Origin of the sequence: Lamprobacter modestohalophilus (assembly GCF_016583905.1) — a bacterium.
Classification (GTDB): Bacteria; Pseudomonadota; Gammaproteobacteria; order Chromatiales; family Chromatiaceae; genus Lamprobacter; species Lamprobacter modestohalophilus.
Window position 1 is genome coordinate 1 of sequence record NZ_NRRY01000082.1, and the last position, 12,386, is coordinate 12,386.

Here is a 12,386-nt window from a genome sequence, read left to right on the forward strand (position 1 = left end):
GTGACCAAGATGCTCGTCTGAACGACCCCATTTTCAAGAATGGCGACTTTGTAGTGCCACTCGCCGATTTCATGCAGCGCAAGCTAATGATCTAAAAGGAATTATAAATATGGGTGTTAAAGATGGGCTAGGTAAACCTCCGGTCAGACCGCACCCAATGCGCAGGAGCCACAATCAGACCCGTACAGGCAATCATCGGAGGCAGGATCGTCTCGGTAGGGTCTAGACTCGATCGGAGTCGCGTCTCAAAAGTGCCCGAGCAAACCCAAACGAGACGGTGAAACTGTTCCACCGCGAGCGTATCGCGTGGGTATACCACAGAGAAACAACCGGTTGCGAATCGCCGAAAACCACGGAGCTTTAACCCTTACCTAGGTTTTCTGTTCCGTTGCGCCTGAAACCCCTGATCCGCGAGCGTCAGCGTGAGGGCATTGCCATCGCTCGCAAGAAAGGGAAATACAAAGGTCGCAAGCCAGCCCTGACGGCCGAGAAGATCTAGGATCTGAAGGAGCGGGTGGCTGCAGGCGAGAAGAATGTTGTCATCGCCCGCGAGTTCGGAATCAGCCGCGAGACGCTCTATCAGTACCTGAAAGCGAACTCAACGGTGAAGGAGGGAGGCCATGGCGCCTGACACCGAGCAGCGTGCGATGGTCTATCTCGAACGCCGGGAACCCAAGACCGGTATGTTCCGTTACTACTGCCTGCACCTGGCGCCGACATTGTTTGGAGGCTGTGATCTGATCCGGGAGTGGGGACGCATCGGCAGTCCCGGCACCTTACGCCGAGATCCCTTCGACACCGAGGAGGAAGCTATCGAAGCGTTGCGAAGTATTGAGAAGAAAAAAGACGTAGAGGCTATATAAAATAAGGGGCTGAAACCTAACGGCCAAGCTCAGCGGCGGACGATAGCCCGTCCGCTGGAGAGCCTCGTTGGGCGAGTTAGTTGTCTGCCTGGTAACGTTTAGCGAGGAACTCTGAACTCGGACGGGAGCCGTCTTTTCTCTCACGTAGTTTTTTAGAAGCGAGTATCTCGTATTCGCTGCCCCTCAGTTCAGACGCCACTTCAATGAGCAAAGACTCTGGGTGAATCCGTAGAAGTCCTTCATCAAAAAGTATGTGGATGTCTGCACGAAGCAGCAGACCATTGGACGAGTGGTTAATGCCAGATGCCGCATGTTCCCAGATATGAGCAGCTTCGAGCACCACAGGTAGGCCTTGGCCGCTAACCGCGCACCTTCTGTCATAAAGTTCCAACAGCATGTTACGGAAGCTGGCTTGTCCGCGACGAAGCTTCCGAGCGAATAACTGTAGCCGAGGCAGGTCTTCATCCTGTGGTTCACTAAACTCGCTGCGCCACGAGTCTCGTGATGTCTTATCACTTGATACGTCAAGCACGGAAACTTGTGTTGGGTGAACAGATGCGACATTTTTTGTATTGCCGTTGTAAGACTGAAGTAGCTTAACAAGTGCTTCATCGTCAGAGACGAATACGCAAACGCCTTTCCCATTAGGTATCTTTGAGCTTGGCTTGCTTAGCCCATCGCTTTTCGCGCATTCAATTTTCTCAATCTCGGTGATGTCAGCGGGGATATATTCTAGCTTTATACGAACACCGTTATTCCGCCCTCGTGGCGGCCGTAACCAAAAGCCGAGTTGGCGGCCAGTAGCAACTGTTTCGAACATCATTACATGCCTTTGTCTAGTCTCGCCCTCAAGTCGCTTCATAAGGTCACTGCGCGACCGAAGGATATTTAAAGCTTCATCTACTTTAAGCAACTCATGTTCTCCATAGCTAGTGATGCATTCCAGCTTTAATGCGAGGATCAGCCACCTGAACCTGCGTTCAAGCGTGGTTCGTTTTCTAAATCCAGCGCCGGAATCGCCGCCAACCCACTCCCGACAATCCCCTGCAGCGCCCCATACATCCCCGCCGTGCTCGAGAGTACCCGCTGCAGCTGCTTCTCGCGCTCGCTCCACTGCTTCTCCATCGCTCGGCGCTCACGCTGAACCTGCAGTTGCATCGCCTCGAAGGCCTCGACGATCGCCTCCACGCGCTGGCGGAACTCGGTGCCGGCCAAATACTCGTAGAGCAGCTCCATCTTCTCACCCTTCCCAGCCAGGGCAGCTTGCGCCTGACTCACCTGAATGAGCTGCTCCCGCAACGCCATGGCCAGGGCTGGCCAGAGTTGCAGACTGCAGACCCACACCCCATCGATGCGCCCGAAGCCCTGAATCTCATTCGGCAGAGCCACCGAGACGATGACCGCCGCTGAAGCGCCGACGTTGCGCTGATCCTGCTTGAGCTTATCGATCCAGTTGGCTTGCCAGCCCTTGGTGTTCTTGCTCTCCCAGACGATCGTGCCACAGACCTGAAAGCGGTCATTGCTGACCTGGTGGATGATATCGGCGCCACGCATCCCCTTCGGCACCGGGGCGATCTGATCAGCCGGGAACTGGCGTTCCAACTGGGCCTGGATGTCCAACTCCAGCACCTCGCCCTGCAGCTCCTGCGACCCCAGCTCGCTGCGCCGCTTCGCATCGTCTAAGGCCTCGCGCAGATCGCTGATCTGCTTTTCCTTCTCCTTGAGCTTGAGGTCCTGCGCCTTGGCGAAGGTCTCGCGCAGATGGAGCTCGAGCTTTTGCTTCTCGGCATCGACCTTGCGCGCGATCTCCAGATCGAGCTGCTCGGCGCGCTCCTCGAGCTTGGACTTCTCTTGGCGCAGGGCCAGCTCGGCAGCCTCCGCGATGCGCGCCTTCTCGCGCTGCGCGTTCAGATCGGCCTGCAGCTGCGCAAGCTCGAGCGCGCTCTGCTCGCGCAGCTTGGCTTCCATGGCCGCCTTGTCCTTGGAGAGCTGCGCGCTCTGTTCTTCGCGCAGTGCCGCTTCGAGCTCCGTTCGGATCTGTTCCGCCTGACGCTTGCTCGCCTCCTCCAACGCGCGCTTCTCCTCACGCAGTTTCAGTTCGCGCGCTTGGGCATCCTCGGCCTTGCGGGTGTGCTCGCTGAGCTGGTTCTGCAGATCCTTCAGCTCCAAGCCCAACTCACCGCGGGCGCGTTGCTCGGTCTCGGCAATGACCCGCTGCAGTCGTTGCTCATGCTCGGTCTTCAGGCGTCGCTCCAGGTCGTTGCGGATCTGGCGCTGCAGCACCTCGGAGAGCGCAAATTCGTGGTCACAGTTCGGGCAATGGATCGTGGTTCCGTTCATGTCGAGGCAGTGCTCCAAGGTCATACGGTCTTCAAATACACAACGCGATCGTCGTCGTCCGCCTGGTCCCAGCGGGGATCATCGATCAGGGTCAAGCTGTCCTGATACTCGGCCATCTGTGCGTCGCGGCAGGCATCCGTGTCCAGGTCGGCGGCAGTCCCTGTGAGCAGCTGCGTGCCCTCGTCCTCGAGGATCGACAGCACATCCACAAAGCGGTAAGCAGCGGCCCAGTGCCGCGGATGTCCTTCCTGTCGCTTCAGCTCTTCGAGGGTGCAGGGCTCAGTCGCCGTGTCCCAATGCAAGCTGGGGATGGCTTCCGGACCACCCGGTAGGTCCGGGGTCAGCCACTGGTAGAGATAGGCTTTGGCATAGGGCTGCATGTCGCCCTCAGGTGTGAAGAACGAGCCAGTGCCTTGCTCGCGGCGTAGCCGCAGCAACTCGGCGATGTGGCGCTCAAAGCCGCGGCGCTTCAGGGCCTGCAGTGCATCCATGGGATTCAAGGGTGATACGTGCTCCTCCCCGGCCAGCTTGGCCGGGGTCGATCAAAGGGTGGTTACGGTTGAGACGACCGATATCGGTTAGCCAAAGACGTCGGCGACGAAGACCTTAAGGCTCTCGGCGGATTCGAAGCCGAACGGAACGCCATAAGGGCTAGGCTTCGCGCCGCGATTGACTGCCTCAGGGAACTTGCGCAGGTTCGATCCGAAGCGCGTCTCGCTGCTGCTGCCGATACCCCTTCCGGAGCCGATCAGCTGAGTGCGCTGATCGAGGTGTCGCGGATGTACGATCAGCTGCGAGTAGGTTTTCGGGTCGGCCTTGTTCAGGTAGACGCTCTCGCCACTGTCTGAGTGGATGAGTTCCTTGTACTTCGCGGTTTCGTGCGCGAAGGCAAAGCCGTTGTCGAGCAGGACGGTTTCGATGGTGTCGATGTTGATGGCCACGGTGGTGGTTACCTCGTTGATTGCAGTGAATGGGACCGGTGCGAGCGACGGCGTGCTTGACGCCGGCCCGGTTGATAGTCCCGTCGGATGCGGCGGTAGCGATGGCCCGCCGTTACGATGTCCCCTTGGTGAGTTTCGATGGCATAGAGGCGCGATAGACGTTCGGGCTCCGTTATCTGCACTGCAGTCTCCCGCATCAGCTGTCGCCAACTACAGCGGTCGAAGTAGCGGATACGGCTTCCGTTGGAATGCTCGGTTCGTCCATACCGGCAAAGCAGCGCAAGCGCCGGCAAAGCGATCCCACGTTGCTGTAGGCGCTGGACGGCGTGTTCAGTGAGTTTCAAGGTGATGGTCTCCCGCTGGGGTCGGCTGTTCAGGCTGTTCGCGACGTCACGGGAACCAAGCTATCGGAGTTAACTGTGGTCTATTTTTCACCGAAAATAAAATTTTCGGCAAATATTTATATAACAAATACAATGGTTGTAAAATTTGGTCATCTGAAAGGCCGGTTCCTGAACGCACGCGCGACGATCCGGCGTAGAGGGATGCTGATGAGATTGAATTCGGATTAGTGCTTTTAGAACAAGGCGATAAAATACACAGATGCCGTCATGCTCGCGGTTCTGGATCGTCTCTGCACCTCACTGAGCAAGACGGTCTGACGTTATCTACCCGCGGCTCGAATGTCTGAATAGAAAGATTTTAGGCAAGCTTTTTGCCTTTATATTCATATTGTTATAGTGTTAACAAAAATGAGGTCTGGATACCCGATTCAGGTAAGGCGATGTACCCCCCGACAAAGCCCAAAAATCGTGACCGCCGCGATCGCGAGTATCTGCATCCTGAGGAGATCTACCGCATGGTCGATCGGTTGGGTTCGAGAGACGGCTTGTTGATCTCGTTGATGTACCACCACGGACTGCGTGTCTCTGAGGCGGAAGCACTGCGTTGGGAGGATGTGTCGCTCGCTCAGCGCTCGCTGCGCATCCGAAGAAAAGGCAAGGGGTTATCCTGTGAGCATGTCCTAACCGAGGACGACAGCGTTGCTTTGTCCCGTCTTTGGGATTCGTATCACAACCCCTGGAGATCGATCTTCGATGAGCCAGAAGAGCCGCCCGAACTGCTGTTCGGAATCAAGTCTCGAGCCATTCATCACATCGTTGACAAGGCAGCACGGCGCGCTGGCATCCGGTTTCCCGTACACCCGATGATGCTGCGCCACAGCTGTGGGTACCATCTTGCGGAGAAACTCAGAGATCTTCATGCCGTGCAAGAGTACCTTGGCTTAAAAACACCCAGTAGCGCGGCTCGCTATTTTGTGGCTCGACCCGACCGAATCACCACAGTGTGGGATTCTTAGTCGATGGGGCGTCACGTTGTTCATGCTCTTTGACTCTGGCTCTTAAGACTTTCGGGTTAGTGCCTGATCATCGACATGTCTTCGCGTTATTAGCACTGAGAAATGAACGCAGCGGCATAGGATTTTGCTGGATAAATTTAAGGTATATGATGATAGAGCTGCCCCAAGATGAAGAGTCACGTGTTGAAAAACTCATTGGGATCTGTAAGCAGTATGGTGGAAGTAGTGATTCGGATTCCGGAGATGGCCGTAGGCTAAGCGCTTATAGTCGCCAGTTCATCCATGCTGCTGCGGAAATCTATACCATCATGCGCGAGCGTTTTTTACGTGGCTATGAGGGAGTAAAAAGGGAACGCATGAAAGAATTTTCCTATATCGCTGTCGTAGGGGAAATGTCTAAACGCTTTGATAAAGCAGATATCAGATCCTGTCATGGCATGCGCATGATGGGACGAATGGACTATCTCTATGAAAACCATCTAAAAGAAGTTATTGATGAGATGGATGCTGCGCGTCTGGCGAATAACCCTTGATGACGGCATCTCTAGGTGCTTAGCCCAAGGTTAGGTTCGCATCCCTAGCGTTCATCCTCTTGAGACGACTTGTGCACGCGCAGCAATACGCTGCAACGCTTGGCGACAGACTGGTCGATACAGCGGCGCCCACGGCGGAATCAGAAAGCGGATCTGACAGCGTCCTGCATCAAGCGGCAGCACCTCATGACCCGTGGCCGGCAGACCAGCAACCCGCCAAGACCAGGCGCGCTCCGGCTGCCAGTCGGTGATCTCAAACGCGAGCCAGAGCCCGACGGGTGTCTGCACCCGCCCGTGCAGGCCAGGTCCGATCAGCCGCTGCGGGACGTCCACCGCGCGCACGCTCGGTCCCCAACGTGGCCACTCATCGGTATCGATCAGCAGCCGCCAGGCCAGCGCGGCCGGTACGCCGAGATCCAGCGCTTCAATCAGCATCGGTGTCGGTAGGTTGGGCGGGCGCTGCTTCAGCATTCTCATCTGGCGCGGCGCTCTGGTCGAGAAACGCGGCGAGGGCATCCTGATACTGCGGTTGCGAACGCAGAAAGCCGTTATTGTGGCCGCCCTGGAACTCAACAAACTGCTTCGGCCCAGGCGCCGCCTCATAGAGCCGCCGCCCAAGCGAAATCGGCACGATCTCGTCGTCGGGACTGTGCAGCACGAGCAGCGGACTCTGCACGTTGGCGATCTCCTCAACGGCCGGGAAGGCGACCCGAAGCGGGATCAGGCGCGAGAGCAGGGGATAATGCACCTCCGCCAGGCTCTGCATCCGGTCAAAGCTGGATTCGATGATCACCGCCGCGGGCGTCGTGCGCGCGGCCAACCAGGCCGCCACCGCGCCCCCGAGTGAACGGCCGAAGAGGACGATGTCCTCGGGCGGTGTACCCCGGACCTGCGTCAACCACTGCCAGGCCGCCGTGGCATCCCGATACAGTCCTTGTTCCGAGGGTGAGCCCTGGCTGCGACCATAGCCGCGATAGTCGATGATCAGCACCTCGAGCCCCAAGTCGGTGAAGATTCTGATCGAATCGCCTCGATGGGAGAGATTGCCGGCATTGCCATGGAAGAACAGCAGTGTGCGCGGCGCAGTGTCACGCGCTCTGGGCGGCTTGATCCGCCAGCCATGCAGGCTGATCCCATCCTCGGTGGTCAGTTCGACCTCTTCATACTCGAGCCCCCAATCGATCGGTGTCGCCTGCAACCGTTCGTCGGGAAAGAAGATCATCTTTGGCTGCAGCCACCAGAGCAGGAGGCCGAACAGCAGCACGCCGAGCAAAGTCAGCAGCAGTAGGGATATGAGCTTGGCAAGCATGAGGCGTCAGGATATCAGTGATCCCAAACGCCAGCATGTGCGGATGGTGCAGACCTTGCAGGCGACGCAGGTGGCGAAGGGCGACGGAATGAGCCAGCTGGTCGAGTTCCAAACTCGCGCATCATCGACCAGCCAGCCAAGCCGACATCTGAAAGATCGGTCTTTGCGCGCTGGCTCCGCTGCGGTTATTGGCCCTGGGTCGACGAAGGATCGTCAGCCGTGGGCTTGAAGGCAGCGCTGAGGGCTCTGGACGTGATCAGTGCGAGCAGGACGGCGAGTACCAGCGCCATGATCGAACTCATCGTCACCAACAGCTTGACGCGCTTGGCGGTCTCCTGCACTGAGAGGTCTGTCGGAAGAGACCGGCTGCCGGAGCCGGACTGCGCCAAGGTTCCAGGATCGATCTCAAACTGGACCAGGCGTTGCTCGATCGCCTCGATCCCTGTGTAGGCGACTCCAATCGGAACCAGCAGGATGATGACGACCAGCCCAAAGGCAATCAACAGGCGCTGCCGCACTGTCAGATTCTGCATCGGAAGACCGTGGATAGAGAGACCATGTCGCGGAGATTAGCCGGCTCAGAATGCATGGTCAACGCACGAGCACGCCGCTGACTCGCTGCCGCCTGCCACTGTTCTCTTTGTCGAATCCTTGTTGTCGATCAGGCTATTGCGCGCGAATTTAGCGAGCTCGGTCGCGCTGACCATTGCAGATTGATCCACCGCATGATCGTGCGCCTGAGGCACGGGCCGCCTTTGCTCGTTCCTGAGTGGTAATTGTCCGCAAACGATTCAGAGGACACATCGGCGCTGAGAACAACGACGGTGGCAGTGCAGCTGATAGCGAACGATGCGAGAATCGTCATTCTCATCACCGACGCCGCCGATTGCGCCCGCACGCGCACCGCCCGCCTGGGACGATGCTCACGAGCCGATGCCGACCCGCAGACCCTTGGCCTTTGCGCAGGATGGGTTGCTCGTCTAAAGCCCAGTACGGTGATACGACTTCTGTCGTGGGACCATAGCGCGAACAAGCAGCCAGCGCCGCACACGCAATGTTCGACGTCCACTCTTACTCAGCGTCGTGTGATTCCTTGTCTGGCGACCCGTGCGCCCTCCAATGAGTGATCCATGAAAACCCCCAAACGTCTCGAGCCCTTGATCCAGGACGGCCTGGTCGACGAAGTCCTCTATGCGCTCAAGAGTGGCAAGGAGGCGGCGGTCTATGTGGTCCGCTCCGAGGGGGCTGTCCGCTGCGCCAAGGTCTATAAAGAAGCGAGTCAACGCGGCTTTCACAAGCAGGCGCAGTATCGGGAAGGGCGTCAGGTGCGCAATAGCCGCAAAGCGCGGGCGATGGCAAAGGGCTCACGGTATGGGCGCCAGGAGCAAGAAGATGTGTGGCAAAACACCGAAGTCGACGCACTCTATCGCCTGGCCGCCGCCGGGGTGCGAGTCCCGCAGCCTTACCACTTCGTCGACGGCGTCTTGCTGATGCAACTGATCACCGATGCCGAGGGCGAGGCCGCGCCCCGTCTGGATGAGGTGGATTTGACGCTCGAACAGGCGCGCGCCTATCACGCATCACTGATCAGCGATGTGGTGAAGATGCTGTGCATCGGACTGGTCCATGGCGACCTGTCCGAATTCAATGTGCTCCTTGATGCGCAAGGTCCGGTGATCATCGACCTGCCGCAGGCCGTGGATGCGGCGGCGAACAACCATGCCCCTTGGATGTTGGCGCGCGATGTCAACACTCTGGCAGGCTATTTCGGACAGTTTGCGCCTGAGCTGCTGACGACCAGCTACGCCGAGGAAATTTGGCATCTGTATGAACAGAGCCATCTGACACCGGACGTGACACTCACGGGGCATTTCAAAGGCCAGCATCAGACGGTCGATCTTGACGCAATCCTGAGCGAAATCCACGAAGCCGAGGTGGAGGCGACACGGGGCAAGCTCGGGGCTGATCAGGATACGTGTAAATGTCTGCAACCTTGGTAAACGCTCCGATTCAGCTTGGGAGGGTCCCCGGTTTTCAGGCTCCGAGCAGCTTAAATCGCTAGGCCCCAGGAAGCGTTCCGAAAACAATACCCGAAGTGTAGCGAGCGCCTCACTCAACGGACACGGGCGTAAAAACATTAGAAAATCGGCATCTGGAGGCTCGTGACAGCTTCGCGAGTTCTGGACCAAGCTAAGGTTTGTTTTGTGTTCCGAAAAGGCAGAAAATAGAAAGCCATCGTACAGTTAAGGAACACGCGATCCGATGCCTGATCACCAAGCGTCCATTCTCGCCCTGGCCCGTGACCAAAGCCTTATCCGTCCCGTTGATCTTGAAGCCAAGGGTTTGCCCCGGGTGTCCTTGACGCGACTGGTTCGGCAAGGCCGCCTAACCCGAGTCGGACGAGGACTCTATGCATTGCCGGACCGGCCCGTGTCAGAGCACTCGGCGTTGGCCGAGGTTGCGCGCAAGCATCCGAAGAGCGTTGTTTGTCTGCTGTCGGCGCTGCGCTTCCACGAGCTGACAACCCAGGCGCCGTTCGAGGTTTGGTTGGGTATTCCGAGCAAGGCGCATCCGCCGAAGCTGGAGTATCCGACGCTACGCATCGTGCGTTTTTCGGAAGCCGGTATGGCCGAGGGGATCGATGTGCACGAGATTGACGGCGTTCCTGTACGGATCACGAACGTGGCCCGAACCGTGGCGGACTGTTTCAAGCACCGCAACAAGATTGGCCTTGATGTGGCCTTGGAGGCATTGAAGGAGACACTCGGGCAGGAGGGCGAGGGCGGCCGTCGCGCTAGCATCGATGATCTGTGGCATTACGCCCGGCTGGATCGGGTTGCAAATGTCATGCGTCCGTACCTGGAGAGTCTGGCGTGAGCGGAACCGACATCGGTGCATCGGTGCGTGCCCGCCTCCTTAACAAGGCCAAGGCCGAAGGGCAGGATTTCAATCTGATCTTGACCCGTTATGCGCTGGAGCGGCTCCTGTATCGATTGGGCGTCTCAGTACACGCCGAGCGTTTCCTACTCAAGGGCGCACTGTTATTCGACCTCTGGTTCGATATTCCCCATCGTCCGACTCGCGATGCCGACCTGCTGGGATTCGGTCCTGCCGAGACCTCGATCCTCGAGACGATCTTCATGGAACTCTGCTCCATCTCAGGAGAACCTGACGACGGCATCCGCTTTCAGCCAGCGACCATTTCGGCCAGCGAGATTCGCAAAGAGGCTAGCTACGGTGGTATCCGCATCACCTTGATCGGGGTGCTCGCCGGCGCCCGCTGTCCGGTGCAGATCGATGTCGGGTTTGGTGACGCCGTCATACCAGCGCCCGAGTTGGTCAACTATCCGACCTTGCTGCCGGAGCTGCCCGGACCGCGGTTGCGTGCCTATCCTCGCTACACCGTCGTCGCCGAGAAGCTGGAAGCGCTGACATCGCTCGGTATCGCCAACAGTCGCATGAAGGACTTCTTCGACCTCTGGGTGCTGGCATCCCATGCCGACTTTGACGGCGCGACCTTAGCCAGAGCGATTCGGGCCACGTTCGAGCGCCGAGGAACGCCGTTCCCTGCCAGTGTACCGTTCGGTTTGTCCGAGGACTTCTCGACTGATGTTCAGAAGCAGATTCAGTGGCGCGCCTTCCTTAAAAAGAATGCGCTGGAGTCGATCGCATTGGACGCCGTGCTCTCCCGGCTTCGGGGGTTCCTAGAGTTGCCCCTGGATGTCGCACGATCGGGTGGTGCATGGTCAGCCTTTTGGCAATCCAGTGATGGTTGGAACTGAACCTTGTAGAACGGCAGTTCCCTGGAGTGTGTCGGAGCACCCGATAGAATGGAAATTCGCGCTCGCTATGCCGAGGCAGGGTCCTAAATCCCAATCCGCTCGACCTCATCGAGGGAGACCTGGTCGTTGCGCCGGTCGTAAAGTCGCGTGGTCTTCGGGTCCGAGTGCGCGGCCATCTGCTGGGCGTGCTCGAGCTTGGCCTCGGGGTTCTCGAGGTAGGCCGTGATCCCGGTACCTCTGAAGGTGTGGTTGCAGATGCCGTGCGTGTCAATGCCGGCCTTTTTCGCCCGGCGCTTGACCATCGCCCAGGCGCGTTGCCGGTCGAGCCTGTTAGCGCCGAGCTGCTTGGTCTTGCGGTCCACAGACCGGAACAGCGGCCCGTTCGGGTCCTCGGCGATGCCCGCAGCCTCGATGTACTCCTGGAGCCACTCCTTTAGATTATGTTGGCAGGGCATCTCGTGGCGTTTGCCGCCTTTCTCGTGCAGGCGCACCCACAAGTGATCCTGCTTGCGGTAGACGTCCTTGACGTTCATGGTCACCGCGGCCGAGACCCGCGCGAAGGTGTAGATCATGAGCCCGATCAGCGCCCGGTCCCGCAGACCGACCAAGGTATCGGTCGGGATCGACCGGATCAGCTTCCGGGCCTCCGTCGGCGTCAGGATCGGCGTCTTGCCCTTGGTGTAGGAGAATTTCGGCCCCCGGACGAAGGATGCCGGGTTCGTGTGCAGGACATGGCCGGTGACCAGCCAGTCGAACAGATGGCGCAGTGCCGCGAGCTGCTGCTTGACGCTCTGCGCCTGGTAGGTCCTTGTCTTCAGCTCGATCCAAGCCGCGACATGCAGTGGCTCGATATCCAGAAGGTCCTCGATCCCGGCTTCAAGCTCAGCCCAGTCGAGGAAGCCACGGACGGCGCGCAGGTACGCCTCGCGGGTGTTGCGGTTGCGGATTTGCGCCGCGAAGAACTCCAGGTAGCGCCGCTCAGCATTGCCGCCGGCGCGCACGATCAGCGACGGCAACCCCGGCGCGCCGCCAGATGTCGTTAGAACCCCAGATGTCGCCGAAACCAGCTCGCCCGTCATGATGTGCCCTCCTCTGCGCCTAGAATAGGACATAACCGCTTTTATGTGTGTCTCAACTAACTCCGGCCTTTATCAACGCGCCGTTCTGGGATGCCAAGCAGCGTGCGCTGAAGGGCAGGGGGATCACGTGCATGAAGAAAAACCTGGTCACATCGATGCAGCGCGCGCCTGAAGCTGAC

15 protein-coding genes and 1 pseudogene are annotated in these 12,386 nt (G+C 58.6%); 8 read left to right on the plus strand and 8 right to left on the minus strand.

Annotated features, from left to right (window positions below; translation table 11 throughout):
• The first annotated feature begins 514 nt into the window (after positions 1 to 514).
• Positions 515 to 631, plus strand: a complete 117-nt coding sequence (locus tag CKO42_RS28765) for a helix-turn-helix domain-containing protein (protein ID WP_476737487.1) — start codon at positions 515 to 517, stop codon at positions 629 to 631.
• Positions 621 to 863 (plus strand): WGR domain-containing protein, encoded by a 243-nt coding sequence (locus CKO42_RS24570; RefSeq protein ID WP_242479675.1) that lies wholly within the window; start codon positions 621 to 623, stop codon positions 861 to 863. Before CKO42_RS28765 ends, CKO42_RS24570 begins: the two co-directional genes overlap by 11 nt.
• A 76-nt stretch (positions 864 to 939) precedes the next feature.
• Here the strand turns inward: CKO42_RS24570 and CKO42_RS24575 are convergent, their stop codons facing one another.
• The 4 genes from CKO42_RS24575 to CKO42_RS24590 form a co-directional block, all read right to left on the minus strand.
• A complete protein-coding gene (locus tag CKO42_RS24575) occupies positions 940 to 1,776 on the minus strand; it encodes an HNH endonuclease (protein WP_207148819.1) in 837 nt (278 codons plus the stop codon).
• Between the two features lie 47 nt (positions 1,777 to 1,823).
• Positions 1,824 to 3,203, minus strand: a complete 1,380-nt coding sequence (locus CKO42_RS24580; RefSeq protein ID WP_200251079.1) for a DUF2130 domain-containing protein — start codon at positions 3,201 to 3,203, stop codon at positions 1,824 to 1,826.
• A gap of 20 nt (positions 3,204 to 3,223) precedes the next feature.
• Positions 3,224 to 3,703 carry a hypothetical protein gene (locus CKO42_RS24585; protein ID WP_200251082.1) on the minus strand — a complete coding sequence of 160 codons (480 nt, stop codon included), beginning with the start codon at positions 3,701 to 3,703 and terminating at the stop codon, positions 3,224 to 3,226.
• A gap of 78 nt (positions 3,704 to 3,781) precedes the next feature.
• Positions 3,782 to 4,144 (minus strand): DUF2002 family protein, encoded by a 363-nt coding sequence (locus tag CKO42_RS24590; protein WP_200251084.1) that lies wholly within the window; start codon positions 4,142 to 4,144, stop codon positions 3,782 to 3,784.
• Positions 4,145 to 4,928: 784 nt separating this feature from the next.
• Between CKO42_RS24590 and CKO42_RS24595 the strand changes: the two genes are divergently transcribed.
• Positions 4,929 to 5,504: a tyrosine-type recombinase/integrase gene (locus tag CKO42_RS24595; protein ID WP_200251095.1), complete on the plus strand. Its 576-nt coding sequence runs from the start codon at positions 4,929 to 4,931 to the stop codon at positions 5,502 to 5,504.
• Positions 5,505 to 5,650: 146 nt separating this feature from the next.
• The gene (locus CKO42_RS24600; protein WP_200251099.1) at positions 5,651 to 6,037 is read left to right on the plus strand and encodes a hypothetical protein; all 387 of its coding nucleotides are present in this window, start codon (positions 5,651 to 5,653) and stop codon (positions 6,035 to 6,037) included.
• A 51-nt stretch (positions 6,038 to 6,088) separates the two neighbouring features.
• Here CKO42_RS24600 and CKO42_RS24605 read toward each other — a convergent pair whose 3' ends face one another.
• The 3 genes from CKO42_RS24605 to CKO42_RS24615 all read right to left on the minus strand — a co-directional run bounded on the left by CKO42_RS24605 (position 6,089) and on the right by CKO42_RS24615 (position 7,879).
• The gene (locus CKO42_RS24605; RefSeq protein ID WP_200251114.1) at positions 6,089 to 6,514 is read right to left on the minus strand and encodes an SRPBCC family protein; all 426 of its coding nucleotides are present in this window, start codon (positions 6,512 to 6,514) and stop codon (positions 6,089 to 6,091) included.
• Positions 6,462 to 7,346 carry an alpha/beta hydrolase gene (locus CKO42_RS24610; protein ID WP_200251117.1) on the minus strand — a complete coding sequence of 295 codons (885 nt, stop codon included), beginning with the start codon at positions 7,344 to 7,346 and terminating at the stop codon, positions 6,462 to 6,464. The genes CKO42_RS24605 and CKO42_RS24610 overlap by 53 nt, the downstream gene beginning before the upstream one ends.
• A 185-nt stretch (positions 7,347 to 7,531) precedes the next feature.
• A complete protein-coding gene (locus tag CKO42_RS24615; RefSeq protein ID WP_200251120.1) occupies positions 7,532 to 7,879 on the minus strand; it encodes a hypothetical protein in 348 nt (115 codons plus the stop codon).
• Positions 7,880 to 8,476: 597 nt separating this feature from the next.
• Here CKO42_RS24615 and CKO42_RS24620 point away from each other — a divergent pair.
• The 4 genes and pseudogenes from CKO42_RS24620 (at position 8,477) to CKO42_RS24630 (ending at position 11,128) form a co-directional block, all read left to right on the plus strand.
• Positions 8,477 to 9,346, plus strand: coding sequence for a PA4780 family RIO1-like protein kinase (locus tag CKO42_RS24620; RefSeq protein WP_200251123.1), 870 nt, complete (start codon positions 8,477 to 8,479; stop codon positions 9,344 to 9,346).
• 262 nt (positions 9,347 to 9,608) lie between these two features.
• Positions 9,609 to 9,755 (plus strand): annotated as a pseudogene (locus CKO42_RS28360) (type IV toxin-antitoxin system AbiEi family antitoxin domain-containing protein); the annotation flags it as partial.
• A gap of 21 nt (positions 9,756 to 9,776) precedes the next feature.
• Positions 9,777 to 10,223 (plus strand): type IV toxin-antitoxin system AbiEi family antitoxin domain-containing protein, encoded by a 447-nt coding sequence (locus CKO42_RS24625; protein WP_338034997.1) that lies wholly within the window; start codon positions 9,777 to 9,779, stop codon positions 10,221 to 10,223.
• Positions 10,220 to 11,128 carry a nucleotidyl transferase AbiEii/AbiGii toxin family protein gene (locus CKO42_RS24630; protein WP_200251148.1) on the plus strand — a complete coding sequence of 303 codons (909 nt, stop codon included), beginning with the start codon at positions 10,220 to 10,222 and terminating at the stop codon, positions 11,126 to 11,128. Before CKO42_RS24625 ends, CKO42_RS24630 begins: the two co-directional genes overlap by 4 nt.
• 83 nt (positions 11,129 to 11,211) lie before the next feature.
• Here CKO42_RS24630 and CKO42_RS24635 read toward each other — a convergent pair whose 3' ends face one another.
• Positions 11,212 to 12,207: a tyrosine-type recombinase/integrase gene (locus CKO42_RS24635; protein ID WP_200251158.1), complete on the minus strand. Its 996-nt coding sequence runs from the start codon at positions 12,205 to 12,207 to the stop codon at positions 11,212 to 11,214.
• Positions 12,208 to 12,386: the final 179 nt, after the last annotated feature.